Origin of the sequence: Faecalibacterium prausnitzii (genome assembly GCF_049532945.1) — a bacterium.
Taxonomy (GTDB): Bacteria; Bacillota; Clostridia; order Oscillospirales; family Ruminococcaceae; genus Faecalibacterium; species Faecalibacterium prausnitzii_N.
In genome coordinates this window covers 257493-283889 of record NZ_CP186691.1, presented here as the reverse complement: position 1 = coordinate 283889, position 26397 = coordinate 257493, and the positions used below count along the sequence as shown (strand labels likewise).

General features: G+C 50.5%; 24 protein-coding genes and 2 pseudogenes. 14 read left to right on the top strand and 12 right to left on the bottom strand.

The genetic code is table 11. The annotated features are described in order from the left end of the window. Positions 1-9: 9 nt before the first annotated feature. The 7 genes and pseudogenes from ACNQFG_RS01330 to ACNQFG_RS01300 form a co-directional block, all read right to left on the bottom strand. Positions 10-1413, bottom strand: coding sequence for a site-specific integrase (locus ACNQFG_RS01330; protein WP_423405725.1), 1404 nt, complete (start codon positions 1411-1413; stop codon positions 10-12). 14 nt (positions 1414-1427) lie between these two features. Further along, complete coding sequence (locus ACNQFG_RS01325) at positions 1428-1733, bottom strand: helix-turn-helix domain-containing protein (RefSeq protein WP_097774241.1); 306 nt, start codon at positions 1731-1733, stop codon at positions 1428-1430. 371 nt (positions 1734-2104) lie between these two features. Continuing rightward, positions 2105-3451: a DNA primase family protein gene (locus ACNQFG_RS01320; RefSeq protein WP_097774213.1), complete on the bottom strand. Its 1347-nt coding sequence runs from the start codon at positions 3449-3451 to the stop codon at positions 2105-2107. Beyond that, complete coding sequence (locus ACNQFG_RS01315) at positions 3414-3866, bottom strand: CHC2 zinc finger domain-containing protein (RefSeq protein WP_423406533.1); 453 nt, start codon at positions 3864-3866, stop codon at positions 3414-3416. Before ACNQFG_RS01315 ends, ACNQFG_RS01320 begins: the two co-directional genes overlap by 38 nt. Positions 3867-4058: 192 nt before the next feature. Next, entirely contained in the window at positions 4059-5621 is a 1563-nt protein-coding gene (locus ACNQFG_RS01310) for a relaxase/mobilization nuclease domain-containing protein (RefSeq protein WP_423405724.1), read from the bottom strand. Further along, positions 5584-6030 (bottom strand): annotated as a pseudogene (locus tag ACNQFG_RS01305) (plasmid mobilization protein). The gene ACNQFG_RS01310 and the pseudogene ACNQFG_RS01305 overlap by 38 nt, the downstream one beginning before the upstream one ends. 303 nt (positions 6031-6333) lie before the next feature. After that, positions 6334-6483 carry a hypothetical protein gene (locus ACNQFG_RS01300; protein ID WP_181969060.1) on the bottom strand — a complete coding sequence of 50 codons (150 nt, stop codon included), beginning with the start codon at positions 6481-6483 and terminating at the stop codon, positions 6334-6336. Between the two features lie 455 nt (positions 6484-6938). Here ACNQFG_RS01300 and ACNQFG_RS01295 point away from each other — a divergent pair, with 455 nt between their 5' ends. From ACNQFG_RS01295 to ACNQFG_RS01280, 4 genes are all read left to right on the top strand, one after another. After that, positions 6939-7619, top strand: a complete 681-nt coding sequence (locus ACNQFG_RS01295) for a response regulator transcription factor (RefSeq protein ID WP_005942822.1) — start codon at positions 6939-6941, stop codon at positions 7617-7619. A 9-nt stretch (positions 7620-7628) separates the two neighbouring features. Then, entirely contained in the window at positions 7629-8666 is a 1038-nt protein-coding gene (locus tag ACNQFG_RS01290) for a sensor histidine kinase (RefSeq protein ID WP_423405723.1), read from the top strand. Positions 8667-8767: 101 nt separating this feature from the next. Further along, positions 8768-9451, top strand: a complete 684-nt coding sequence (locus tag ACNQFG_RS01285) for an ABC transporter ATP-binding protein (RefSeq protein WP_005942816.1) — start codon at positions 8768-8770, stop codon at positions 9449-9451. Beyond that, entirely contained in the window at positions 9448-11802 is a 2355-nt protein-coding gene (locus ACNQFG_RS01280) for an ABC transporter permease (RefSeq protein WP_423405722.1), read from the top strand. Before ACNQFG_RS01285 ends, ACNQFG_RS01280 begins: the two co-directional genes overlap by 4 nt. 73 nt (positions 11803-11875) lie before the next feature. On the opposite strand, the pseudogene ACNQFG_RS01275 reads toward ACNQFG_RS01280, so the two are convergent. Then, positions 11876-12055 (bottom strand): annotated as a pseudogene (locus tag ACNQFG_RS01275) (DUF6061 family protein); the annotation flags it as partial. A 305-nt stretch (positions 12056-12360) separates the two neighbouring features. Here ACNQFG_RS01275 and ACNQFG_RS01270 point away from each other — a divergent pair. Beyond that, positions 12361-12975: a PBECR4 domain-containing protein gene (locus ACNQFG_RS01270; protein ID WP_423405721.1), complete on the top strand. Its 615-nt coding sequence runs from the start codon at positions 12361-12363 to the stop codon at positions 12973-12975. A gap of 54 nt (positions 12976-13029) precedes the next feature. Here the strand turns inward: ACNQFG_RS01270 and ACNQFG_RS01265 are convergent, their stop codons facing one another. The 3 genes from ACNQFG_RS01265 to ACNQFG_RS01255 form a co-directional block, all read right to left on the bottom strand. After that, positions 13030-14361, bottom strand: coding sequence for a hypothetical protein (locus tag ACNQFG_RS01265; protein ID WP_423405720.1), 1332 nt, complete (start codon positions 14359-14361; stop codon positions 13030-13032). Further along, entirely contained in the window at positions 14358-14831 is a 474-nt protein-coding gene (locus ACNQFG_RS01260) for a DUF4365 domain-containing protein (protein ID WP_423405719.1), read from the bottom strand. The genes ACNQFG_RS01265 and ACNQFG_RS01260 overlap by 4 nt, the downstream gene beginning before the upstream one ends. A 443-nt stretch (positions 14832-15274) precedes the next feature. After that, on the bottom strand, positions 15275-15523 hold the full coding sequence (locus ACNQFG_RS01255; protein ID WP_423405718.1) for a DUF6061 family protein: 249 nt from the start codon (positions 15521-15523) through the stop codon (positions 15275-15277). A gap of 678 nt (positions 15524-16201) precedes the next feature. Between ACNQFG_RS01255 and ACNQFG_RS01250 the strand changes: the two genes are divergently transcribed. From ACNQFG_RS01250 to ACNQFG_RS01210, 9 genes are all read left to right on the top strand, one after another. After that, the gene (locus tag ACNQFG_RS01250; RefSeq protein ID WP_423406532.1) at positions 16202-17734 is read left to right on the top strand and encodes a type I restriction-modification system subunit M; all 1533 of its coding nucleotides are present in this window, start codon (positions 16202-16204) and stop codon (positions 17732-17734) included. Continuing rightward, on the top strand, positions 17734-18828 hold the full coding sequence (locus ACNQFG_RS01245) for a restriction endonuclease subunit S (protein WP_423405717.1): 1095 nt from the start codon (positions 17734-17736) through the stop codon (positions 18826-18828). Before ACNQFG_RS01250 ends, ACNQFG_RS01245 begins: the two co-directional genes overlap by 1 nt. Positions 18829-18914: 86 nt before the next feature. Beyond that, positions 18915-19364 carry an endonuclease domain-containing protein gene (locus ACNQFG_RS01240; RefSeq protein ID WP_423405716.1) on the top strand — a complete coding sequence of 150 codons (450 nt, stop codon included), beginning with the start codon at positions 18915-18917 and terminating at the stop codon, positions 19362-19364. Between the two features lie 201 nt (positions 19365-19565). Further along, entirely contained in the window at positions 19566-19751 is a 186-nt protein-coding gene (locus ACNQFG_RS01235) for a hypothetical protein (protein ID WP_423405715.1), read from the top strand. 9 nt (positions 19752-19760) lie between these two features. Then, complete coding sequence (locus tag ACNQFG_RS01230; protein WP_423405714.1) at positions 19761-20798, top strand: hypothetical protein; 1038 nt, start codon at positions 19761-19763, stop codon at positions 20796-20798. Positions 20799-20816: 18 nt separating this feature from the next. After that, the gene (locus tag ACNQFG_RS01225) at positions 20817-21347 is read left to right on the top strand and encodes a hypothetical protein (protein ID WP_423405713.1); all 531 of its coding nucleotides are present in this window, start codon (positions 20817-20819) and stop codon (positions 21345-21347) included. Between the two features lie 15 nt (positions 21348-21362). Then, the gene (locus tag ACNQFG_RS01220) at positions 21363-24749 is read left to right on the top strand and encodes a DEAD/DEAH box helicase family protein (protein WP_423405712.1); all 3387 of its coding nucleotides are present in this window, start codon (positions 21363-21365) and stop codon (positions 24747-24749) included. 163 nt (positions 24750-24912) lie between these two features. Then, positions 24913-25218 (top strand): hypothetical protein, encoded by a 306-nt coding sequence (locus ACNQFG_RS01215; RefSeq protein ID WP_423405711.1) that lies wholly within the window; start codon positions 24913-24915, stop codon positions 25216-25218. A gap of 246 nt (positions 25219-25464) precedes the next feature. Continuing rightward, positions 25465-25647 carry a hypothetical protein gene (locus ACNQFG_RS01210; RefSeq protein WP_423405710.1) on the top strand — a complete coding sequence of 61 codons (183 nt, stop codon included), beginning with the start codon at positions 25465-25467 and terminating at the stop codon, positions 25645-25647. Between the two features lie 94 nt (positions 25648-25741). Here ACNQFG_RS01210 and ACNQFG_RS01205 read toward each other — a convergent pair whose 3' ends face one another. Further along, positions 25742-26215 carry a hypothetical protein gene (locus ACNQFG_RS01205; RefSeq protein ID WP_423405709.1) on the bottom strand — a complete coding sequence of 158 codons (474 nt, stop codon included), beginning with the start codon at positions 26213-26215 and terminating at the stop codon, positions 25742-25744. Between the last annotated feature and the right edge of the window lie 182 nt (positions 26216-26397).

Sequence of the window (26397 nt, the reverse complement as noted above, 5' to 3'; positions counted from 1 at the left end):
ATACTTTTTTCAGGCGAACAGCAGGCGGGTAAACTCACGCCGCTGCTCGGGGTTCATCTGTCGGACAACTTTCAGCATCCCTTCCGGGGTGATCTGGATGCTGTCCGGCAGATTTTCTTTTACCGGCACAGAGCCGGATTTGGGGGAACCGATGTCCTGTGAATAGAAGTCTGCTTCCAGCTTCTCAGCCAGCTCCAACCGGGGCTTGTCCTGCGTGTGGGCGTAGGTGTCCATCAGGATGCCGGTGGTGGCGTGACCGGTGTTGCCCTGCACGGCTTTAATGTTGCCGCCGGATTCAATCAACTGGTAAGTGGCACTGGAGTGGCGCAGACCATGGAACACGATCTTCTCAAACTCCGGGTGCTCCGCACGCCATGCGCGGTACCATTTAGAAAGGGCTTCCGGGGCAACAGGCATACCGTTGGGCAGGCGGAAGAGCTGGCCACAGTTGCGATATCTGCCATCCATGGCAAGCTCTTCCTGCCGGAGCTTTTCCAGCCAAGCCAGCAGTTCATCTTTCAAGGGTCTCGTCAGATAAAGGGTGCGGCTGGATTTCTTGGTTTTCGGCTTCTTCAGCACCAGTGCGGAGCTGCTGCCCTCACGCTGGTCGGGGAAGATGTGGTAGATCTGGTTCGGATCGGTCTTTTCCAGTGCAGCCTTTTCGGTGCGCTGTAAGCTCCTGCCGACCGTGATGGTCCCACGTCCATCCGCTGCATCGAAGTCGATGTCTCCCGGCTGCAAGCCGAGGATCTCTCCGACACGCAGCGAGAGGATCATGCTCAGATGAACAGCAAGGTGGAGCGTAGGGTCGGTCATGGTCTGCAACGCAGCAAGCATGGTCTTTTCGTCCCAGATGGCACGTTCTTCCGAGGTCGATTTCGGGGCTTCTCTCGGAATCGGTGACTTGAGGAGCAGACCCCACTCAACGGCATAGGAAAAAGCAGTCTTGAGCATGGCGTGGACTTCCCGGATGGAAGCACCCGTCAGAAACTGCCGCTTCTGCTTGTCGGTGAGCGTTTGCTTGACACCCTGCTTATACAGTCCGCGCGGTGTCCGGCTCAGCGTAGCGTAAAACTGTTCGAGGTCATACGTCTGAACCTTCTGAATCTGTTTCTTGCCGAGATAGGGTATGACAAGATTCTGGATCATGGCTACCGTGTGGGTGTAGGTCTTGGGAGACCACTTGTGTTTGCTGGACTGAATGGGGATCCACTTGTACAGCATCTCCTCGACCGTCATGGTGTCGGGCACGAGGAAGGTACCATCCAGCAGTTCCTTCTCCACCGTGATCTTGCGCTCCTGCGCTTCGGCCTTGGTCTTGAAGGTTTCCCAGCCCTTGCAGGGCTTGCCAGCATGATCTTTGTAGTTGTATCGGACGGAATACGTGTTGCCACGTTTCATAATAGATGCCATAGATGTTCCCTCCCTCAGACCGCAGCAAACCAATCGTCAAAGCTCTGCTTGCTTACCCGGATGCTGGTACCGAGGCGGATCACCTTGAAGTCTTTCGTGGTGTTGCACAGATTGTACGCAGCACGGTTGGAGATCGCCAACAGTTGGGCGATCTCTTCCACCCGGTAAACGAGCGGGGCATGTCGGACGGTTTTGCTGGTCTGGTCAGAAGGTTCTACGGCAGGGGTTTCGGACAATTTCATTGTAGGGGATTCGGGCGCGATTTTCAAGTCCTCACAGGTCAGTTTGGTGGAATTTTTGCGGACATTCGTCATAGGCATGTCTCCTTTGCACTTCTCCAGACCCGGCGCAGTTCCGGTTGAGCTGCACCCTGTGGGCCGGTAAATATGTAAGGGCCTGCCGCTCCTGACCCGAAGCAGCAGCCCAAAAAAGTGCGAGAACTTGAATTTACGCGCCCCACGCGCCCCAAACCGCACAAAAGTACCTTCCTGTGTTGATTTTATAGGGCGCATGGCTGAATTGTATGCGCCCTTTTGGGGCGCATCTTGCCTTCTCTCCCGCCCCGAAGGGCGTGTTGCCGCCCCACATCCGCCCGAAAAGGGCAGATACGCGCCCGGAGAAAACAGCGATAACAAGTCAAAACTACTGATTTGGGGCGCGTAGGGCGGGAGAATTTCACTTTTCGTGTGTTTTATGCCGCAGCAAAAGCGGGGTGGACGCATACGCCCCGGAAGCCGCGGTACTTTCCCTCGATGTGCTTGGAAAAGGTCAGACCATACTTCCCTGCATTTTTCAGCAGGAACTGGCTGAACTTCTTTTGCGGAACAGGCGATTCCAGATTATCCTCGCACCACTTGGTGTAGGCGCGGTAGAGATAGGTGGAGCGTTCCTCGGTGTCGGGCTTGAAGCGGACATACGCACTGGCCTGCATGAACTGGGTCAGGTTGTCGCTGTCCGCCATAGCTGCTTCAAGGTTCTGGATGGAGCGCTCGCTGATGGTGAACTGATAGCAGTTCGCCAGCAGACGGTGCAGCCCCTCCAGCATCCACAGCAGGATGCCGGGACGCTCCTCGGACAACTCTTCGATGAGGAAGGGATTATCCACCCGGGCAGGGTCACGGTCTTTCACCGTGATGAGGATCTGTCTGCGCCAGAAGCCGTCGCTGTCATCGTGAGCGGCCACAAGGTTGCCATTGCCGAAGCAGATGAAACGAACGTACAGCAGGCCTTGGACAGCCTGCTTGTTTTTCCGCTCGATGCACAAACGGTCCTCGGCGGTGACGATGGACTTGATGTTCCGTGTTTCGGGCAAAGCCACCATGTTCAGGTCGTCATCGACCATGACCAACTTGTACTCCAGATTTGCACTGGCAAAGCGGTTCGTTTCGATGCGGAGGATGGATTCGGAGTGAGAGGCTTCCCCGAACAGCTTCTTCAGCAGCAAGCCGATGCGGGATTTTCCCTCGCCGCCCTTGCCGGTCATGACCAGCATCTTCTGCGCCTTGGTAGACGGGATCAGGAGATAGCCGAGATATTCCTGCAAGGTCAGAATGTCCTCCGGGATGAGCAGACCGTCCAGAAATTCCAGCCACTTGGTCGGTGCGGGGGCATCGGGCTGGTATTCCACGGGGAGCCGGTTCAGGCAGAGTTCCTTTTCCGGCACAAATCCCCGCTCGTCCAGAAAGTAGGTTCCGTTCTGGAGATGGATGCGGTCAAGCTGGGGTTTCCATTCAGGGGTATAGGTTTCGATACGGAGTGCGTCCAGAACCTGCTTCTCCTTCTTGGCAAGGTTGTCGAGCACAAAGTCACGGAGGTCGCTGTGGACTTCGTAGAGCAGTGCGTCCTCGTCTACCTCGCCGTTCTGGTCGAACAGCTTCTGTTTCAGGCACATCATGGGGTGTTTCTCTAAAAGGTACTGGCAGTAAGCGGTTTCACGCACTTTGCCCTTACTGTCTACCCAAGGGCATTCGCATTCTTCCTCTTCTTCCAGTTCGTCCTCATCACGCCAATCTTCGTTCCTCTTTTTCCAGTCGCTCATGCAATCCCTCCCAATACTTCCGTAGCTCGTTTTCGGTCTGCGGGTCCGGGAGCACCGAACAGTCCAGATAATATTCAACGATGTCAAGGTTCTTTATCGCTTCAAGAAAGCAGGGGTGAAGTTCTTCTGTGGGTGACTGCGGTGCGTATCGGACCCGCCAACGCTGCAGACAGCGGTAATAGTCCAGCAGCTGCTGCCGGACGGTGGGCGGTCTGCGGGGAGCAAGCCGCACCTTGCCGTCGGCAAGTGCCATGCCGAAGTCATCCTTCAACTTTTCCACAGCCTTGTAGGGAGAAAGTTGAAAAAGTCTGCCGACAAAATCGATCACATCGCCATCTGCCTGACAGGCGAAACAGTGGAAACGGCTGTCTACCTTCATGCTGGGGTGTTTATCCCCGTGGAAGGGGCAGCACATCATACCGTTCCGGTTTACGGCGAAGCCGTATAGCTCCGCTGCCTGCCGGGTCGAGATAGCGTTTTTTACGTCCGAAAAGACAGAGGTGCTACCCTCCGTCCCAATGGGTGGGGTACAGGCGAAAGGACGAAGCCCGGTGAGGGGCGTGGGTGAGGTTGGGTTTATTCACACATCGATCCGTCAGAGTGTTGTTCATTTGACCTCCTGCTGCGGTACGGCGTGGCTGCGCTCTTCCTTGCGGAAGAAGGCTTCCACGTTCTGTTGTGCGGTGCGGAGTTCACGCAGTTCGATCTGCGCTTTCTTGTAGCGGGTGTAGAAACCGTTTTTCTCCGAGGAAAGGGTCTGGTATTCGGCATCCAGTTTTTTGAGGTCCGGCAGCGTCCTGAGCCCGTTGGCCTTGAAATAGGCGCAAGCGGCCTCGTACACGGCAAACTCTGCACGGTGCTGCTCCTTGAACTTGGCGGGATTCCGCACAGTCTGGAGCTTCTGTGCAAGAGGCTTGTACTGCCGATAGACCACAAGATGCCCGCGCAACTCCTTGAGGGAGACCATGCGGGCATCCAAGTCTTTGACCACCGCCAGTGCATCGTCGTGCTGGGTTTGCAGTTCGGCAATGCGCTGGTGCAGGGCATCTTCGCTGAGCAGCTTTTTCTCCTGTAGGAGACACAGAGTCTGCGACCAGCGTTTGAGGTTGAACTTTTTCGCCCAACGCTCATAGCCGATGCCCTTGCCCGCAGCAACGTTCGCCTGAATGTCAACCAGTTTCCTGATCTTATCCGGCTTCTTCTCGCTGTTGGGCTGGATGATGGCGGCAAGCTGGATGTTCTGGGAGAGGGCGGTCAGCACCTGCTCCTTTTCCAGCTTCTTGCTCAGTTTCTTGGCGGTGATGAACTTTGTCCGGCCGGGCGGGCAGTAGCTCAACCGGCCTCGGCTCTCATTCACGGCGATGCCGTATTCCTGCATGAGCAATGCAGAAAATTCCTCGAAGGTGGTGGTCTTGTTCAGCACGGAGTAGATCTGCTTTCGCAGTTTGTCCAGCTCGGTCTGGTAGACGGTCTGGGTGGGCTGCTGCCCTTCGGCGGCAAGTTTGGCGTTGGCATGGTCGAGACGGCGTTGTCCGCGCCGCTGCGCCCAATACTCGCGCTCCGAAACATGGTCGCCTTGGGCTTCCAGCAGATTGATCTGGTTCAGATCGGCTTGCTCGCACATCTCCATGACTGCGACACGGAGGTGCCGGAGCATGGCAGAAGTGCAGCGGTGCTTCTTGCCCGCTTCCCAGTCGCACGGCTTGTCCATGAAGGGCTGCCGTTCCACGGTGCGGACACGCAAGCTGCCGATGACGATGTGGACGTGGATGTTTCCCGCACTGTTGTGACCGTCCGGGTGGGTGCAGACGATGGCGGGATGACCGGGGAAGTTGTCCTTGCAGAACTGCAAGCCAAGGGCTTGCGCCCATTCCATGGTCAGGCCGTTCTCCACTGCGTCCTTCGGGTCGAAGCTCACAATGTAGTGGTGGGTCTTCACGTCCTCCCGCCCGCCATTCTTACCGTACTTGCGGTTAGCAATCAGGCAGGCCATAGCGAACGAGGATTCGCCGCACTCAAGGGTGTCGAGCAGGTACGAATCCCGCAGCTTGGGTCTGCCTTTCTCGTCCAGAATGGGCAGACCGGTGTACTCGTTGTGCTGAAAGGTGAGATAGCTTTCGGCGGCGGCATAGTTAGAGTTCTTCGAGCTTAAATGCTTGATGGTTGCCATACAGTTCACCAACCGTTTCTTCGGCTTTCAGCCGAAAGTTCGTGAGCGCGGACAGTTCCTCCAGTATTTGCGCCCGGAGCTGCTCGGTGTCTTTGCCGTCGGAGTTGAAGTGCCGTGCAAGCTGGTTGAGGTTGCTGCCCACCTTGCTGCACTGGGCAGACAAGGCGGCAAGCGCCGCCAGTGCATCCTCGCCGCCCTGCGCCACCACAACGGTGTGCTTGACGTTCACGCCGTACAGGACGCGGCGGACGAGTTCGGATTGGGTGAGGTGGAGTTCTTTGCAGGCTTATGCGATCCGCAGTTTTTCTTCTGCGGTCACTCGGACTTTGATGATGTGTGTCTTTCGTTTTTGCGGCGTATCATTGCGGTTCTTCTTTGCGTGTACGTTCGGACTTTTCATTTCAGCCATATTCGACCTCCTGTGAAAATGATAAATGCCCGTTCCGGGATGGAGAGGGCTATGTAATGCGACACGCCGCATTCGCACCAACGGTGCGAAGCTAGAGCAGGGTTTGGGGAAGGCACTCCCCAACAAGGATGACTGAGTGGACAGCAATTTTTCAAGCATTGAAAATTTGTGGCCACAGGTCGATACTTGCTTTCGCCCTTTCCGTGCAACACTGAAAATTTCAGAAGTCGAACCGCAATGCACGTTGAAAATTTTGCAGAGCAAAACGTGTGAAAAGGCAAAGCCCCTGCTCATGGTCACCGTTCACACCGAACGCAGTTCCTGCCCCTGTTTTGCAGCGGCGTTGTCCGGCTCGCCCACAGAAAGCGTGAGGTCATGGCGCAGTATCTCGTTCAGACGGCTTATGAAAAATTCAAGGTACAGTATGAAGAAAGCCGGGCGCAGTGCGGACACTACAACCCGCTTCTTTCAAGCACAAGAATAACACTTTGAAGTTGTACTGTCAACAACCGAAAACAAATTTTGGAAGATTGAACAACTACATAAGATTTTATTTGTGAAAAAGAAAAATACCGCCCACGCAGCGCAGCGATGATTTTGTCGGGTGAATCGGCGGCAAAATAAATCGGGTGTGTTGCGGGGCGGTAAAAATCTTCATGGGGAATAAATCCTCGCCGTTCTGTACTTTTCTACAAATTTGGTGGGATTTGCGATAAAGGGTATCATGGATTGCGGAGCGCGTCAAGATGGTTTTGCAAATTTTATTGCAGTAAAGCGGTGATAGTAGGACTTATATTTAACACACGGCAAGAAACAATTTCCGTTTCGCACATTGTAATGTTCGCAGAAAAAACTTATAATGCTTTTGAACCTGTAGGACACACAAAACGCGGAAAAGAGAGGGAATCATGAGAAAACTGTTCCTTTTGGAAGATGATCTGAGCCTGATCAGTGGGCTGACCTTTGCATTCAAGAAACAGGGCTTTGCACTGGATACAGCCCGGACGCTGGCAGAAGCCGAGGTGCTGTGGTCAGACAGAAAATATGATCTGCTGGTGCTGGATGTTTCCCTGCCGGATGGCTCTGGCTTCGATTTCTGCCAGAAGGTGCGGCGCACATCCAACGTGCCGATTCTGTTTCTGACTGCTTCGGATGAGGAAATGAATATCATCATGGGGCTGGAACTGGGCGGGGATGATTACCTGACCAAGCCGTTCAAGCTGGGTGTCCTGTTGTCGCGGGTCAATGCACTGCTTCGCCGTGCAAATGCGTCCAGCGCAGGAGAACCCGTACTGGAATCGGGCAGCATCACCGTCCGGCTGTTGCAGGGGCAGGCATACAAAAACGGAATCTTGCTGGAACTGACCGGCGCAGAGTACAAGCTGCTCTGCTTCTTTATGCAGCATCCGAATGCCGTGCTATCCAAGGAACAAATTCTGGATGCACTGTGGGACTGCGATGGGGATTACATTGACAGCAGTGCTTTAACAGTGTACATCCGGCGGCTGCGGATGAAGATTGAGGACGACCCCGGCAAACCGCAGATGCTGCTGACTGTCCGCGGCATGGGCTATAAATGGAATGGGTAAAGGTGCCGTATGAAAGTATTCGCAAACCGGGAGATCCGAAATTTGTTCCAAGCCGTGCTGGCGGTCTGGGCGGTGGCATTGGCTCTCACGCAGGGCATCGTATGGTATACAACGCACGCATTCTCTTTCGCATTACTGTTGGTTTTTCTTCTGCTGGGCGGCTGTCTCTGGGGCGTGCTTTTTCGCTATTTCCAAAGGCAGAGCGCGCTTCTGGAACAGGCAGTCCAGCAAATCCAAAGCTGTCTGGATGGCAACCCGGATGCACGACTGGACTGCGACCGGGAGGGAGAACTTTACCGTCTGTTTCACTCCGTTAATGCATTGGCGGCAGTTCTGAGCGCACACGCAGACAACGAGCAGCGGGAGAAGCGTTTTTTGAAAAATACCATTGCAGATATTTCGCACCAGCTCAAAACACCGCTGGCGGCGTTGAATATCTACAACGGTCTGCTTCAGGACGAAGCTGTTTCGCCGTCGGAGGTCAAAGAGTTTGCAGACCTGTCCGAACAGGAGTTGGACCGCATCGAAACGCTGGTGCAGAATCTGCTCAAAATCACCCGGCTGGATGCCGGTTCGGTCGTCTTGGAGAAGAAAAACGAAAATGTTGCTGAAATGGTGCAGGACATCGCGCGGCAGTATCACTATCGTGCCAAGCAGGAACAGAAAAAGCTTGTTCTGTCCGGCTCAGAGGCGGTTACACTTTGGTGCGACCGTGACTGGATGCAGGAAGCTGTGGACAATCTTGTAAAGAATGCCCTTGACCACACAAAGAGCGGAGATACGATTCAGGTAGAGTGGAATGCACTGCCGTCCATGGTTCAGATCAAAGTGCGCGACAACGGCAGCGGCATCCACCCGGAAGATTTGTACCATATCTTCAAACGGTTTTATCGCAGCCGCTTTTCACAGGATACACATGGCATCGGGCTGGGTCTGCCGCTGGCAAAAGCCGTTGTGGAAGCCCATCACGGCACCATTGAAGTAGACAGCGAGCTGGGAAAGGGCACGACCTTTACTCTGAATTTTCCGATTCCTACAAAATTGTAGGCTGGGTGTAGGCTTGCAGTAAGGTTGACGTGTTATCCTTTTCTGCACAGACAGAGAAAATCCGTCTGAATCGAAGGAACCTGCAAAGTGAGGGATACACTATGGAACTATTAGAAGTCAACCATCTCTGCAAGACCTACGGCAGCGGAGAAACCGCTGTCCATGCGCTGAAAGATGTTAGCTTTTCAGTGCCGAAAGGCGAATATGTGGCGGTCGTTGGCGAATCCGGCTCCGGCAAAAGCACCCTGCTCAATCTGATTGGCGGACTGGATACGCCGACTTCCGGCAAGGTGCTGATTGATGGCAAGGATGTTTTTGCCATGAAAGACCGGGAGCTGACGATCTTCCGCCGCCGCAATATCGGTTTTATCTTTCAGGCATTCAACCTCATCCCGGAACTGACCGTAGAACAGAACATCCTGTTCCCGGTGCTGCTGGACTACCAAAAGCCGGACAGAGCATATCTGGAAGAACTGCTGACCGTGCTGAATCTGAAAGACCGTCGGAAGCATCTGCCAAGCCAGCTTTCCGGTGGGCAGCAGCAACGGGTAGCCATCGGCCGCGCCCTGATGACCCGCCCTTCCCTGATTTTGGCGGATGAGCCGACCGGCAATCTGGACACCCAGAACACCAGCGAGGTCATTGCCCTGCTAAAAGAAACGTCCCGGAAATACGAGCAGACCATCCTGATGATCACCCACAACCGCAGCATTGCGCAGACGGCAGACCGGGTGTTGCAGGTATCGGACGGCTGCCTGACCGATTTTGGGAGGTGCCGGGAATGAGCAGCACAGAAATGAAAAGCTATCTGAGCCTGATCCCGATTTCTGCCAAGGTACGCAGACGGCAGAACCGCATGACGATTTTGTGCATCGTCCTTGCGGTGTTTCTGGTCACGGCGGTGTTCAGTATGGCAGATATGGCGATTCGGATGGAAACCTCAAACCAGCTGAACAAAAACGGAAACTGGCATATCATGGTAAAGGACATCTCCCCTGAAACAGCCGCAGAGCTTGCCGCACAGGAGGATGTTGCTGCATTTTCGGCGTATAGCGACATCAACGCTTCCCTTACGGAAAACTACTTTGCCGGAGATAAACGTGCCGCACTGGTAGGAGCAGATGATGCAATCCTTCAAATCTTTCCGGGAATGCAGTGCAGCACTGCCCCGGCGGATGGCGAAGTGCTCGTGACAGCAAACATCCGGGATTGGCTGGATGTTACGGTCGGTACAGCGATTCCGCTGACGCTCCCGGATGGACAGACCATTTCGCTTACTGTCGCAGGTTTCAATGAGGATACCTCCGATGCGAACCAGTATGATGCTGTTGTGCTGGTGATGAACCGCAGTACATTTTCTCAGATTGCCGCACAGGTAGAAGAATCCTTTGAAACACAGTATTTCATCCAGTTCAAGCCACGTACCAATTTGCGGCAGTCCATTGTGAACATCGAAAACAAGTACGGAATTTCAGAAGAAAAAATCTCCGAAAATACTTACCTGATGGCGTTGAACGCAAGCAGCAACAACGATTATATTGTAGGCTTATATGCGGTAGCGGCTGTGTTGGCTGGCATGGTCGTCCTTGCCGGAATTTTTATGATCACAGGCAGCATCAACAGCAATGTAGCGCAGCGCACCAGCTATTATGGAATGCTGCGTTGTCTTGGGGCAGGAAAAAATCAGGTTCGGATGCTTGTCCGGCTGGAAGCCCTTTTCTGGTGTAAAACTGCTGTTCCAGCAGGATGTGTGCTGGGAATCGTTTCCACATGGGGATTGTGTTCCTTTCTGCGTGGATTTATCGGCGAGGAGTTCAGCTCTTTACCAGTGCTTGGCATCAGCCCGGTCGGTATTCTCTGCGGTTCCGCGCTGGGACTTATCACGGTTTGGTTCGCGGCATCTTCTCCGGCACGGCGGGCGGCAAAAGCTTCTCCGATCACAGCAGCAACTGGGAATGCGGTGGAAAATGCAGCGGATTCTCCGTGTCATGCTCGGTTGTTTGGAAGTCGTGCAGAGCTTTCTTTGGGCGTGAGCCATGCAATCTCGTCCAAAAAGAACTTGCTTCTGATGACAGGTTCCTTTGCGTTAAGCATTCTCCTGTTTTTGAGCTTTTCGGTTTTGCTTCGATGGGTTGGATTTGCGCTGAATCCGTTGCAGTCCTACGCACCGGACTTATCGGTGGCTGAAACATCCGGGCAAAATGTCCTTGACCCGGTGCTGGTGGAGCAGCTGGAAGCTCTGCCGGAAGTCAAACACGCATTCGGGCGGATGTATTGCCCGCTCCCGGCGGAATATCAGGGAAAACAGGGGTCCATCGACCTGATTTCATACGATACGATACAGTTTGGCTGGGCGAAAAAAGACCTGATTGGCGGAACCCTTCCGCAGGAGCCGGAGGATGGCACATACCCTGTGCTGACAGTATTCGACAAAAGCAACTCCCTGACCGTGGGTGATACCATTCAGCTGGAGGATGCAAAGCTCACAGTCGTGGGTGTATTGAACGACAGCCCGTTCAGTAGTACCGATTCCCCGATTGTTATCTGCACCGAAGAAACCTTCCATCAGCTGACCGGGCAAAACCGCTATGCGGTGATCGATATTCAACTAAAAGATACCACAGCAGACGCAGCCATTGCACAAATACACACCCTGCTGAGCGACACGTTAAACAAGCAGGTTGTTTTTTCCAACCGAATCGAAGGAAATCGGATGATACAAAGCACCTACTGGGCGTTCCATCTGGTGGTCTATGCGTTTCTCATCGTGATTGCAGGAATCACCATTCTGAACATCGTCAACAGCATTTCCATGAGCGTGTCGGCACGAATGAAGCAGTATGGCATCCTGCGTGCCATCGGGATGGATGATGCACAGCTGAAACGCATGATCTCTGCCGAAGCTGGCACCTATGCGGTGTCCGGTCTTGTGGTGGGCATTGCGCTGGGTCTTGTGCTGAATCGGAAGCTGTATATCCTGCTCATCACCCATTATTTCGGTGCAGCGTGGCAGATGCCGTGGGGCTGTCTTGCCGTGATTGTCGTAGTCGTGCTGGCGGCTGTGGTGCTGGCAGTATATAACCCGGTCAGGCGAATCCTCATGCAGCCCATTACTGCAACCATCAGTGAATTATAAGCCAGAACAACAGATGCCCACCAGCTTATGGCGAAAACCATAGGTCGGTGGGCATCGTGTTCTTTATAAGGGCTTAATCTTCCGGTCTGCCGTGGTCACAGCCAAGGGAAAGATAATGCTCCGTCCCTCCACCCAGCACAAGCTGAGCGTACTCCAAGGGCTTGTTGTAGAGCAGCCAGTCCAGCTCTGCCCGCTGTGCCGGAGTGTTGCCGTACTCATCCTCGACGGCGATGCAGTCGATGGCAAGGGTGGTGTATGACGTTTGCAAACATTGCAATGGCCAAACCCCTTTAGCATATAATACGATTGAGTGTTTTTAGAATTTAAGTGCTTGAACTTACGTCCTTTTGTGGTATAATAAAGCTAGAGGATAGCGGCATTGACCAGCTATCGGTGGCGATGAAACAGTAGACTGGTTCGGTATCAGCCGATTGTGGAGCCAGACCGTGGGTTAAGCGATAACCACAAGCCGAATAGATTCGATGAATCGAAAGAAAACGCTTAATAGGAGCCTTGCCTTTCGGCAGGGCTTCTATTTTTTTGAGGGAAGGTGAAAACGTGCAGGACGAACAGCAAGATATTTTGTATCGGGCAGCAGAAGTCTGGAAAGAACTGACTGAGTACCACTATGTTTTCACCTACGGCTATAAGGGTGAACTGCACGAGATCAAGCTGACATTTTCACCAGAGGACTTCCCTCACCTTGCTGGATTCCACTACCTGAAAGATATTGCCCTTCCCCGGTATAGCCCGCGCAAAACAGTGGATATGATTCTATCCGGCAAGATCACCTACGACAAGGTAAAGAAGGGTACACTCTATCAGGAGTATGTGAAACCGCGTCTGCTGGCACTGGTGCGGTTGAAAGAAACACTGGAACAGGAGTTCGATTTGTTTTCCTATATGCCCCAGTTCTATCCGTTCGTGACCAAAATCAAAGCGGATTACTTGATTTCCAGCCAGATTGAACCAACTGCCTTTGTATTCATTATCCGTGAATCCCTTTCCGGCAATGCGATATGTGACTTTCTGTGTTGTTCTGCTTTTGAAGAGAGCGGTCGCGACTACCGCGCAAACCAACGTCCCCGAACCCTCCTGAAGAAGGAGCGTGTACATATCGAAACACAGGACACGGTGGTTCTGTATGACCGCTTGCCGAAAAATCTCGATTAACAAAACGATGCCCACTCACTCATGGAAAAACCATGGGCGGGTGGGCATCACTTGTTACCCTTCTGTCAGAGCAGAAATGGTAGGTTGTCCATTTGGCATAAAATGATAGATGGGACAAGATTCAAAGAACTTCTGTGATTCTTCAGGTAGCTTATCAAAGTGAATTTTAGCCGCAACAGGATTATCTAATAGTAGATATGCACCAACGTAAATAGACTCATTGTCTTGGGCTACTTCAATAAGAGAAAGAATTTCGGCTTGTTCAGTCGAAGTCAATATGCGAGAGCGTTTGACGGACTGAAGATAGTTGAGAATAGCAATCGGATGCTCTGTATATGGATCAGAATCCTTAATCCAAAGCGCGAGGGTAGTCGCAGTGGATAGTAGCTCAATGCGACTATTTTTACTTTCATCGTATGCTTTAAGCATTTCAAGAAGAAGTGCATTGAGCGAATGAGAATAATCTTCGGAAAAAGGAACGTGCTGAACGGCATCAAGTAGCGCGTTATAGTCGATATTGCAGTACTTCAACATTGCATCTTTATTTAACATGACGAAGTGAGTGGATGGATATTCTTTATCATTTTTGTCAAACTCGCGATATATCAGTGGTACATAGTTAAAATCATAGATGTTATGGTATTCACTATTTTCTTCAGTCGGAACAACCCATAAAAGAAGTTCTAGATTAGCAATATGGCAGCTTCGAAGAAGCGATTGGCTTGAACACATCTTGATTGGTTCTTTGTCGATTAGTGCAGCTCTCAAGATGCTAAGATTAGTATTGTCTGTGACAGAAAGGGAAGAACAGTCGAGGTCGGCTGTTGCATGAACTGCCTCTAGCGTCTTTTTCACATCTAGAAGAAAGGAAAGCTTTTTTTGAAGTGTAGGAAGATTGGCACAATCAGCTTCACTGAAAGCGATTTTTCCACCATTGATTTCATAGTGATGGGCAGAAAGGGCAGCAACCATAAACTCTGCATCTTTGATACGCTCTGATAGTGTTCCGGATAAAGTAAAATTGAATTTTGTAGGCAAGGATTGCGCTGTACTGAAACTCATTTGTATTCCCTTACCAAAACGAATGACCGTAGATGATTTAGAACGTGTGACAGTATAACTCTCAAAATAAACTTTAGAATCAATGCTGATAGGAGCATCTCGTGTAAACGAAAATAACTCAATACGGTCAAGATGAGCAATGGGCAGTTCGACTTTTTGAGGGAGAACAGCATAAATGTAAGTTTCGTGGTCAAAAAAATAATCAAGGGGCAAATCGTAATGTTTTGCTGCACTAGTAGAATAGCCTAGAGAAATAGTGTTGGTGGGTAAGTCTGAATCGAAGGATAAGAGCGCGCTATTGATAGCGGCGCGTTGCCTATTCATGTGATGCGCGAAATTAAGGAAGATATCATCGATATCTTCTTTTTGGTCGGAAAAACTTTTAATTCAATGCTTTTGCATTTAGAGAAATCTCCTTTATAGTCCTTGAGCATTTTTTTGAGGTCGAACGGAAGAAGTCCAACATAGTATATAGTATAATGCTCATCTTCCTTATCGAAATACACGACAAAAAAGATGGTTCCTCCAACATAAAGATAGTTTCTTAAATCAGAATATTGGATAGAATACTTTATGCTCTTTTTCTTTAGATTTGGTTTAATATGACCTTTGACCTGAACAGGTACTTTTAAAATCAAGTCAGCTTTTGCATGAACGTGGCCGGACTTTTTATAGACTTCTACATCTCCATCCCATGAGGGCTCTTTATCATTGGAATTGATGTGAGAAACCAAGTGACCCGTTTTGCTTATGGCAAGTTCAACATGATTTGTAGCAATCTTTTCAGAATCCATATTAGACCTCCAGATAAGGTGATTGCAGAAATATGCATGAGAGTGCAGTTTCTTGTTTGTACTGATTATACACCTAAAATCAGAAAAATTAACAAAACATCTGAAAAATCTTGAAATTGTGATAGTCTTGACAAAAACTGAATTTATGGAAGATAATGGAATAGGTCTGCTATCGGTAGCGAGTTGAGCAGAAATAAAAGGGGCATCTACAACACCGTGGTGCTGTCCGATGTCCCTTGTGACTGATTTTATCGTTGTCCGCCAACCTCAGGCTCCTATGTCCTGCATCGCTTTCGGGTTTTATCGCTGCCCGCCAGCCTCAAGCCCTTACGTCTTGCATCAGATCGGATTTTAGGTGTCAGCCACACCAGCGGAGTGACGTCCGCTCTCCTGTTTATAGTATATTCAATTGGTACTCAAATGGCAATGGCCTTTCGAAGTAATCAATCTTCCAGTCTGCCATGGTCGCAGCCAAGCGACAGATAATGCTCTATCTCACCACCCAGCACAAGCTGTGCATACTCCAATGGCTTGTTCCACAGAAGCCAGTCCAGCTCTGCCCGCTGTGCCGGGGTGTTGCCATACTCGTCCTCCACGGCGATGCAGTCGATGGCAAGAGTGGTGCCATCCTCGAACCGGGCTTCCACCCGGTTGGTGTCCATATTGAAGCGGCAGGAAAGCAGTTTGTTCATGGTGAACCTCATTTCTATATCAAACGGTGTCTGTTCGGATGTCCTAAACCCTGCCATAAAACCGGTGGTTGATTTGTCCATTGGGCTTTGTTTTGCCCGTCTGCACATTTTTGCACACTTTTTGCACACCTGAATAGCTGAATAACGGTTGCAAAGCATTACACTGTATGCAAATAATGCGGTGTGTGCAAAGGAACGTTTTGCGATGATACGATAAAAACAACGTTTCTTCGAACTTTTGAAATTTGACGAATGATGCGCCTTGGATTCTTTTAATCAGAGGGCCAGGGATTCGAGTTCCCTCGAGCGCACCAAAATCCCACGAAGAATCGTAAGATTCCTCGTGGGATTTTCTTTTTGTACGCCAGTTGCACGGTCTCTGCACGGTTTTCACATCACCGCCGGAGATCATCAGTTGGTAGGTGGCGCTGGAATGCCGCAGACCATGGAACACGATGCGGGTGAACTCCGGGTGCGTATGCAACAGCGTTGAATTGCATATCGCAAATTGCTGTTTTAACGTTCCACTAACTTTTTGCCTTGCAATCAAGAAAGCACGTTTGCTAAACGCTCTACATTGAAAATATAATCGTACACTGCTATAATAAAATTGTGATATTATCACCAAAAATTCAAGATACAAAGCGTTTGCAATTGGCAAACATTCAGGAGGAACGCATGGTAACAGGAGCCATTAAAAATAAGGTAGACAAAATCTGGACGGACATTTGGGCAGGCGGCATCACCAATCCGCTGACCGTCATTGAACAGCTGACATATCTCATGTTCATCCGGTCACTGGACGAGAAAGAGCTTGCCACCGAAGATTTTGAAAACATGGCAGGCGAAAAGATGGAGCACATCTTCCCGGCCAGCGCGGCAGGGCAGTCCATGCGGTGGAGCCGCTTCAAGGACAAGGACTCCCGCGAAATTTTCCTGACCATGCAGCAGCGGGTGTTCCCGGCCATCAAAAAGATGAAGTATGGCCGTCTGCCGGACTTTGACGCAAACGGCGAGCTGGTGGAGATTGTAGACGACCCCACCCGCCCGGATGAGGGCAACACCGCCTTTGCGCGGTACATGGACGATGCCATGTTCCTGATCCCCACGCCGCAGATGCTGCAAAAGATCATCACCGGGCTGGAGGATCTTTACACCCACGACATTGCCGACCTTGATATGCAGGGCGACCTGTACGAGTATATGCTGGGCAAGCTGGCAACCGCAGGGCAGAACGGCCAGTTCCGCACGCCCAAACACATCCGCGACATGATGGTGGAGCTGGTGCAACCCACGCCGGACGACTTCATCTGCGACCCCGCCTGCGGCACGGCGGGCTTTCTGGTGTCCAGTGCACAGTACCTCCGCGCCCACTACGAGGACAGCATGACCCCGGAGCAGTGGCAGCATTTTGCCGGCCCGATGTTCACCGGCTTTGACACGGACCGCACCATGCTGCGCATTTCGGCCATGAACCTGATGCTCCACTCCATCACGAACCCGGAGATCGACTACAAGGACAGCGTGTCGAAGCAAAACTCCATTTGTAGCAAGTATACCGTCTGCCTTGCAAACCCGCCGTTCAAGGGCACTGTGGATGCCGAGAGCATCAACGACGACCTGAAGGCCGTCACAAACACCAAAAAGACAGAATTGCTTTTCCTTGCGCTCTTCCTGCGGATGCTCAAAACCGGCGGACGCTGCGCCTGCATTGTGCCGGACGGCGTGCTGTTCGGTTCCAGCAAGGCGCACCAGAGCATCCGAAAAGAACTGATTGAAAACCACCAGCTGCGGGCGGTCATCTCCATGCCCTCCGGCGTGTTCAAGCCCTACGCAGGTGTGTCTACGGCGGTGCTGGTGTTTACCAAGACCGGCGCGGGCGGCACTGACAGGGTGTGGTTCTACGATATGAAAGCCGACGGCCTCTCGCTGGACGACAAGCGCACCGAGGTGAAGGAAAACGACATCCCGGACATCATCGCCCGGTTCCATAACCTCGACGCCGAAACTGACCGCAAGCGCACCGAGCAGAGCTTCTTTGTGCCCAAAGCGGAAATTGCCGCCAATGGGTACGATTTGTCTATCAATAAGTACAAAGAGACGGAGTATGTGCCGGTGGAGTATCCATCGACCACGGAAATTCTGGCCGACCTGCATGAGCTGGAAATGGAGATCACCAAGGGTCTGGCAGAGTTGGAGGAGATGGTGTGATGGCGAAGTTGGGAGAATTATATAAAATCACTTCTGGAGGAACTCCATCGAGAAACCATTCGGAATATTATGAAGATGGAACTATCCCATGGGTTAAAACCGGAGATTTAAAGGACAAATATTTATTTGAAACGGATGAAAAAATAAGCCAATTGGGCCTTGAAAATAGTTCTGCACGGATATATTTGAAAAACACAGTGCTTTTGGCAATGTATGGAGCAACTATTGGCGCAACATCTATTTTGAAAATTGATGCCGCAACAAATCAGGCTTGCGCTGCGTTTTCTCCGAGAGAAGATACTCTTCCGGAATATTTATATGCGTTTCTGGAAAGCCAAAAAGATAAATTTATAAAAGATGCTGTTGGTGGAGCACAACCCAATTTATCAGCAGGATACTTGAAAACCATAGAATTCAAACTTCCATCACTAGAGCAGCAAACCAGAATTACACGAAATTTGAGCAAAATTGATGAGTTGTTGCTTCTTCGCAAGCAGCAAATTGCCAAACTGGACGAGCTGATAAAGGCACGGTTTGTGGAGATGTTTGGGGAGCCAATGAGTAACCCGATGGGCTGGAAACGAGTTCGGTTTGATTCTATAAGTGAGAACTTGGATTCAAAACGAGTTCCAGTTGCAGAAAGTGACCGAAAAGATGGTATATATCCATATTATGGGGCTTCCGGCATTGTCGATTGGATAAACGATTATATTTTCGATGAAGACATTCTTTTAGTATCAGAAGATGGCGCCAATTTGTTAATGCGTTCTGCACCAATAGCGTTTTCGGTATCTGGTAAGTCGTGGGTCAACAACCATGCTCACGTTGTGAGGTTTCATGATTTTGCAACGCAAAAATTTATTGAAATCTATTTTTCGTTAATAGATATTAGTGAATATATTACAGGAACAGCACAGCCTAAATTAAATCAGGCAAAGCTGAATGCAATGCTATTCTGTTGGCCACCTCTTGCCCTTCAAAATCAGTTTGCCACCTTTGTGGAGCGTGTAGACCAGCAGAAGCAGACTATACAGCAAAGCCTTGAGAAACTGGAACTGATGAAAAAAGCACTGATGCAGGAATATTTTGGGTAACTCCCTCAGCCGCCTGACGGCGACAGCCCCCTCAGAGAGGGAGCCTTTGATGTGGTGGTGCCGAAAAGCCTCCCTCCTAGAGGGAGGTGGATGCGAGCAAAGCGAGCAGACGAAGGGAGTTTGTTCAGCAGGCGTCCCAACAACAAGGAAATGATTTTATGTCTTTACCTTATCAGAACAAATTGATCCCGCGTGCAAAAGAACTGCGCAAGGGCGCAACCAAACAGGAAAATCATCTCTGGTACGATTTTCTGCGCAGCTATCCCGTGCGGTTTCAGCGGCAAAAGGCCATCGACCACTTTATTGCAGACTTCTATTGCCATGCCGCAAAACTGATCGTGGAATTGGACGGTTCCCAGCACTATGAAGAGCAGGGCATCGAACGGGATAAGGAGCGGACTGCAATTCTGGAACAATATGGGCTGAACGTGATTCGATTCTCCAATCTGGAAATCAAGCAGAATTTTCAGGGCGTTTGTACGGCGATTGATTTGGCAGTGAAAGAGCGGATGAACTCCTTCCGTCACCTTCGGTGACAGCTCCCTCGGAGAGGGAGCCTTTAACGCTGCTGTCCCGAAAAGCCTCCCTCCTTGAGGGAGGTGGATGCGAACAAAGTGAGCAGACGGAAGGAGTTTGTATATAAAATGCCCCAAATTTCAGATAAAAGGGTGTGCAACAGAGGATTTTAGCGGTATAATAACGTTAAACAGAACATTTTACCACGAAAGGAGCATACGATGATGACTTTTGAAGAAGAAAGAGACTACAATAATGCAAAGTTTGATGCGATCAAGGCAAAGAACTCGATTCAAAAGCTGAAACCTGAGCTTCGGGAGCAACTGCTAAAAGAACTGGTTGGAGCAGAAGCGTATGCTGCGGTGTGGACGATTTTTAACAAGGCCGGACAAATGGAAAATCGCTGAGGTGAATTTATGAACCCTTTAGAATTCAAAAAATTCCATAGTCAGGTTGCAAAGCAAAGCAGAGAAAAATCAAGATTAACGGTTTGTCCGATTTGCGGAAAAGAACAAACAAGCTTTTGCAATTCGCATTCTATTCCGCAATTTATTCTGAACAACATTTCGGTGAATGGCCAGCTTTTACAATTTCCGAGTATTGCAGCCGACGATTTCTTGATTGAAAATCGGGTGTTTGATGCTAAAAAGGGAACAAAGAATTCATGTACATTTCAGTTTATATGTAGAGAATGCGATAGTAAAATTTTTTCAGAATACGAGGATGTTTCAAATATTCGTCAACGACCTTCTAACAAAATGATGGCTGAAATAGAATTAAAAAACACTTTGCTGATGTTATCAAAACGACGGTATGAGCAGCCTTTTTATGAAATTGTAGAAGGTGAACTTGAGAATTTCGATCGAGGACCATTAGTTGAAATTCAAGAGGATGATATCAGGGACTACACAATCGAATTCGAAAGAGCTTTACGAACCGTGTATAATTTACAACCCGCAAAATACAAGTTGCTCTATTGGAAAAAATATTCGTATAAGATGCCGATTGCGTGCCAAACCTTAATCCCGCTTCGAGAAACAATAAATGGATTTTTAGTAAACAACGTTCACAGTCTTGATAAGAATTACCATTTGGAAGATATGAATCTTTGTATCTTCCCTCTCGAAAAAGAAACGGTTGTAATGATTTTCTATTGCGAAAAATATGAAAAAAGATATCGAAATTTCCGGAACGAGTTTTTAAGGTTGCCCGAAAAGCAGAAGTTACAGTATATATCCTATCTTGTTTTTGCCTACACCGAAAATTTTGTAATATCGCCTGATATTGACCATGCGATTTTAAAAAATGAAAATTTGAAAACTCTTTCACAAGAAACAAACGGCATCCCTAATATGGGAATTGTCCCTATGGGCTTATGGGACTTAGAAGATTACCATCCGATTTCGTGGCAGGAAATTCCTAATATTATGGATTCGAAGTATGCAATACAATAATTGATTTGAGGTATAGTAGTGGTACAAAATGGATTTAGTTGGGAAATGTTCTGGCAAGCAGCGAGTGCTATCGCAACAACAGCAGCTGTAATAGTTGCATTATGGCAGACTCGATATCAGAATAAAAAGAAGCTGAAAATTGGGTTTACCGAAGATATGACTTACATACCAATTGGCAGATGCGGAACAGTAAAGAAGAACCAATATTTTGAAATTAATGTTGTAAATGTTGGAAACAGAAAAGTATACATAGAACATTTTGGAGTCCTTGGAAAAGATGAGGATGGACTACGCGAACGTATTATACAGCCGTCAGAACCTTTTGGTCGTCCGATAATATTTCCATACGAACTGGATATTGAGCAAGGCCTGTCTTGCCCGCTAGAAAAATCTGTTTTCCTAGCCAACCTAAAAAAAGGAAATCTGTTGGATGAAAGCCAAAAGCTGGTTTTTTATGCAAAAGATTCGACTGGTGAATTTTATACTTGTCAAAGTACAAAAACGCTACAGCAGTATTTCGATGAGTATAAGATCACAGATGTAAAATAGAAAGGAGCCCTCCCCATGTCCAACTTCTCCTATCTCTCCACCCGCCCCGAATACTCCCTCTTCGCTAATTCTGCCATCGAGGCCGAGAAAGTGTTCTCCACCTCCCCGGCGATGTGCGCGGTGGGGTGTCGGAAGGCGTTGGAGCTGGCGGTGAAGTGGGTGTATGCGGCAGACAAAACCATCACGATGCCCTACAAGGACAACCTGCAATCCCTGCTGCACGAGCCGAGTTTCCGGTTTGCGGTGGACCGCAATGTGTGGAGCGTGCTGCCCAGCATCGTGAAGGCGGGCAATCTGGCGGTACATACGGGGCATAGTGTGTCAGCGGCGGATGCAGTGTTCAGCCTGCGGGGGCTGTTCGATTTCATCCAGTGGGTGGATTACTGCTATGGCACGGACTATGTGGAGCGCTCCTTTGATGAAACAGCCATCCCTGGTGAAAAGGTAACACTGGACGAAAAGAAGATCCGGGAGCAGGAAAGCCTGCTGTCCCAGAAGGATGCCGAACTGGAAGCCTTGCGCAAGCAGGTGGAGAGTCTTTCGGCGGCATACACGGCCAGCAAACAGCAGAACCAGCAGAGCCGCAGTTTCACCGCCGCCGACCTGACCGAGGCCGAGACGCGGCGGAAGATCATCGACATCGACCTCAAGGCCATGGGCTGGAAATTCACCGGGCCGGACGCCGATGTGCGCACCGAGTACGAAGTGGACAATATGAACGGCGTGCTGGGGCAGAAGGGCTATGCGGACTATGTGCTGATGGGCAAGGACGGCTTGCCGCTGGCGGTCATTGAAGCCAAGCGCAGCACCAAAGACCCCAACATCGGGCGCAAGCAGGCTCAGCTTTATGCAGACTGTCTGGAGCAGAAGTTTGGCCGCCGTCCGATGCTGTTTACCACCAACGGCTACACCACCTATTTCTGGGATGAGCAGAGCGGCCCGCAGCGTGCCGTGAGCGGGGTGTTCTGCAAGGACGACTTGCAGAAGCTGATGAACCGCCGCACCGAGAAAAAGCCGCTGGACACCATCGAAATTGACGATAAAATCACCGACCGCTACTATCAGAAAAACGCCATCCGGGCAGTCTGCGCCCATATTACGCAGGGCTTCCGGCGCAATCTGCTGGTCATGGCAACGGGCACAGGCAAGACCCGCACCGCATCCAGCCTGACCGATGTGCTGAGCCGGGGCGGTCATGTGACCAACGTGCTTTTTCTGGCGGACCGCACTGCGCTGGTCAAGCAGGCAAAGGACGACTTCAAGAAGTATCTGCCGGACCAGTCGCTGTGCAACCTGTGCTCCTCTAAGGACGATAAGGCCGCGCGCATCGTGTTTTCCACCTATCCCACCATGCTCAACGCCATCGACAACGCCAAGACCAAGGACGGCGTGCCGCTGTTTTCGCCCGCCCACTTTGACCTCATCATTGTGGACGAGAGCCACCGCAGCATTTTCAAAAAATACCGCGCCATTTTTGATTATTTCGATGCGATTCTGGTGGGTCTGACCGCCACCCCGAAAACCGATGTGGACCGCAACACCTACGACTTTTTCGAGATGGAGCACGGCATCCCCACCTACGCCTACGATTACGACACGGCGGTCTACACCGACCATGTGCTGGTGCCTTACTACAACTACGAGGTCAAGACGAAATTCACCGAAGAGGGCATCCACTACGACCAGCTTTCACCGGAGGATAAGGCCCGCTACGAGGACGATTTTGCCGAGGACGACACCCTGCCCACCTTCATCCCGTCCGAAAAGCTGAACAAGTTCATCTTCAACGCCAACACCGTGGACACGGTGCTGCAAGACCTGATGGAACGCGGCATCCAGACGGCGGGCGGCGACCGCATCGGCAAAACCATCATCTTTGCCCAGAACAAGCGCCACGCGGAGTTTATCCGGGAACGCTTTGGCAAGCTCTACCCGCAGCTGGAGACCCAGTACCCGGGATTCATCCAGCGGGTGGTCTGCGATGATGCCTATGCACAGTCCATCATTGACGACTTCAAGCAGCCGGACAAGCCGCCGTTTATTGCGGTCTCGGTGGATATGATGGACACGGGCATCGATGTGCCGGAGTGCGCGAATCTGGTGTTCTTCAAAAAAGTGCGCAGCAAAACGAAGTTCTGGCAGATGATCGGCCGTGGTACGCGGCTGTGCCCATCCCTTGCCTGCGTGGATGCCATCGACGGCGAATATACGGGCAAACGGCGTTTTCTGATCTTCGACTACTGCGGCAACTTTGAATTTTTCCGTCAGAAACCCAACGGCTACGAGAGCGCGGACACCAAAAGCCTGTCCGAGAGCATTTTCTGCAAGCAGGTGCGCATTGCCGCCGCGCTGCAGGATGGAGCCTATGGGGACGAAAACTACCAGAACTGGCGCAAGATTTTAACAGAGACCTGCCGTGCCGAAGTGGGAGCGCTGAACCCGGAGCTGGTATCCGTGCGGCTGCACCGACAGGCCGTGGAACACTATCAAAAGCCGGAAGCCTTTGTCAGCCTGACTGAAACGGACAAGGGTACTCTGATGAAAGAGGTGGCACCGCTCATCTCGCTGGACGATAAGGACGAGGCCGCCAAGCGGTTCGATAACTTTGTGTATGGCTTGCTGCTCTGTGAACTGGAAGGTCTGCCGGGGCTGGGCCGCGCCCAGAAACAGCTGCGCAGCACGGCGGCAATGCTGGAAGGGAAAGCTACCATCCCACAGGTGCAGGCAAAGCTGCCGCTCATCCGGGAGGTGCAGACAGACGAATTTTTGACCTCGCATGATTTGCTCCGCTTTGAGGAAATGCGGCAGGAACTGCGGGAACTCATCAAGTTTCTGGTGGACGGTGTAGAGGGGCAAAAGCCTGTCTACACGGCCCTTGCCGACCCGGTACTGGAACAGACCGAGGGCAAAACGCTGGATTCCGGCTATGATTTCGGCGAGTACCGGGAACGTGTGAACCGCTACATCATGGAGCACCGCAGCGATACGCTGGCCATCCACAAGCTGACCCAGAACATTCCGCTTTCCCGGGGCGACTATACCGAGCTGGAACATATCTTCACCTGTGAGCTGGGCAGCAAAGAGGATTATGCACGGGAGTTTCGGGATACACCCTTTGGTCTGCTGGTGCGTAAAGTGGCAAAGCTGGACCACGATGCTGCCATGCAGGCATTTTCCAAGTTCATCAACGACGAATCGCTGAATGCGAAGCAGATCGCGTTCGTGCAGAAGATCATTCATTACATCGAGCAGAACGGTTATGTGGAAAGCAAAGCGGTGCTGATGAAACCACCCTTTGACCAGCCCATTCTGTTTACCCGCCTGTTTGATGGCAAAACAGGGAGTGAACTGATGGATACGATCAATTCGGTGAAAGAGAATGCCACCCATGTGACTGCATAAAGTAGTGGAATGTACTGATAAAAACCGGTATAATACGCTTGAACTATATTAGGACTTAGAGCTTCATGTGGAAGTAGCCCAGAAGCCGACTTTCTACTCAGATTCGGATTTCTTTATCGTTACGCTGCCGAATAGAAGTGTAGCGACTCCGGCACAGATCAGTATGGAAAGTGTGGCAAGTGGTGCGGAAAGTGCGGAAACTTCTACAGTGCTCCACGGAATGAGTACGGATGCCGAAGTGAGTGAACTTTGCGAAAGGCTGAATGACACGAGACTAACTGCAAGTACAAAAGAGCGGACGCTTGAACTTTTCAAGAGATATCGGTATCAATATCAGTTCCGCAGCATAAACGTTGCACAGCTATATGGCGTTCAGAAATCTCGTGCATCCTCTATTATCAAGAATCTTATCAAGCATGGATTGGTGACGTCACCAGAATATGGCGTATACCAATTTGTGAAGAAGTAACACCGCTATCAACAGGTGGTTTTTGAAAACCAAGCGGTGAAGCTGTTACAGCCCATGGAACGTCTTAATATAATTTGAATTATCATAATCGAAATTATATTAACCGCTTGCGCAGAAATGCCCACTCCCCTGAGAACTCCTCAGACGAGTGGGCATTCTTCTTTCCGTGTATCAAATTTACCTTTGTGGTCACTCAGATCGCCACCAAGTCATGGATCAAAAATCATCATTTTGACGGATAGCGGAATGACCGCAAACAGCGTCAACCACTATATCCGTTCGGTGAAAGTGTTCCTTTACTGGTGCATGGAGCAGGACGAAATAGCACCGTTCAAAATCAAGATGGTAAAGGCACAAGAAACCATCAAGGACGTTTACACGCAGGAAGAACTTTGTGCACTGATTCAGCCGCCGAAGAGAACTGTATAAGGATAAGTTCTGATGGGAAAAAGAAAAGCACGAAGGCCGAAACCTTCGTGCTTTTTTGGTGGGCCAGGCAGGACTTGAACATGCGATACCCCCGTTATGAGAACGTCGCTAATTTTGAAATCCCGTTTTTCTTGTGAAATTTTATGGCTATTTGATAATTCCATAAAAGTGCCTTTGTGTACTTTGACGTAACTTTTGGTATCTTTTTGTCTCTAAAACGGCTCTTTGTACCCAGAACCGTACCCAAGAATTTCTGGGTACGAAACTCGACACTTACTGTTACCATTTTGGCTTTACATGGCTCACTTTCTAAAATTGAAGGTGAGCTTTTTCTTTTACAGAAATCGGGAAGGAGGTTTTCCACATGAACACACCCATACCGAACGCTGCCCGCATCCTCGGACAGACGGGTGTCCTGCGTGCTGACGACGGCGGCAGGCGCAGGATCGGCCGCTGCGGTCACAGCCTTTTTGGCAAGGCCGGTATGGATGGTGAGCAGTGCCGTTACCAGCAGCACCAAAGCGCAGCCCAGCAGGCGGATATCCACATCACATTTCCGATCGTACATTCTGAAACGCCCCTTTTCCATTTTTGCCCTGCCCGGCGGACACGTTTCCGCTGCGGCGGGCCGACTGATGTTTCCTATCCTCTGCTGCGGACCCCCTCTATCTGTCCGCAGCAAAACAACAAAATGCAAAAAGCCCAGAGCGATACCGCTCCAGGCTCCGTTGTCTGTATGTACACATCATC